Below are 916 nucleotides of genomic sequence, written 5' to 3'. Positions count from 1 at the left end.
GGTCGCGCCGGGGGCCACCTCGGAGGGGTCGATGTCGGAGGGCCGGGTGCCGTGGGCGCTCGCCACGTTGCCCGTGTCGGCCCCGACGGCCTCCTCCGTCACCTCGCACTCGAAGGAGAGCACGGCGGTGCGGCCGCCGGCCAGGTCGCCCGCCGTGACGGCCAGCACGCGGGTGGCCGGGTCGTAGGCGGCGTCGGGCACCTCGCGCTCGGAGCCGTCCGGTGCGGTGAGGCGGATGGTGCCCGCGAGGGGCTCGAGGCCCTTCGGGATCTCGTCGCGGACGACCGCGCCGTACCACATGGAGTGGGGCCTGGAGTTCGCGAGCGTCACCGTGTAGCGCACCGTGTCGCCGACGCGGGTGGTGCCGTCGTCGCGGTCGAGGTTCTCCGCGGTCTTGGATACCCTGACGTCGGCCGGGCCCTCCGCGTCGTCCTCCAGCTTGGGGTTGGACGGCAGCACCGGGGGCATGTCGGGGTCGACGGCCGGCGGCGTGCTGACGAGCTCGTCCTCCAGCTCGGGCCAGGGGGCCGTGGGCACGAAGGGCGTGCCGGGCTCGGGCTTTGCATAGGGCTCGTCGGGGGTTCCGGGCACGAGCGGGCCGTCCGGGTCGTCCGGGTCCGGCACCATGGGGTGGTCGCGATCCCACTCGTCGGTGGGCGTGGTGCCGAGCGTGCCGCCCTCGACGCCCGGGCCCTCGGGGCGGCCGGGATTGGACGGATCGCTCGGATTGTCGGGGTCGCTCGGATCGCGCGTCTCGCTCGTCGAGGTCACCTCCACGTCGAAGACGAGCCTCGCGCTCTCCCCGCCGTAGAGGTCCCCCGCGTTCACGGCGACGGTGCCGGTCTTCGGGTCGTAGGCGCTGTCGGGCACCTCGTGGACGTTGCCCTCGGCGTCGACGAGCCTGATGGTGCCGGGC

1 pseudogene is annotated in these 916 nt (G+C 74.6%); it reads right to left on the bottom strand.

From position 1 onward, the window contains the following. Positions 1 to 916, bottom strand: a pseudogene (locus tag F8D48_RS11470) (DUF11 domain-containing protein); the annotation flags it as partial.

Origin of the sequence: Adlercreutzia muris (genome assembly GCF_008831045.1) — a bacterium.
GTDB classification, from domain to species: domain Bacteria; phylum Actinomycetota; class Coriobacteriia; order Coriobacteriales; family Eggerthellaceae; genus Adlercreutzia; species Adlercreutzia muris.
This window is presented reverse-complemented; position numbering and strand designations above follow the sequence as displayed.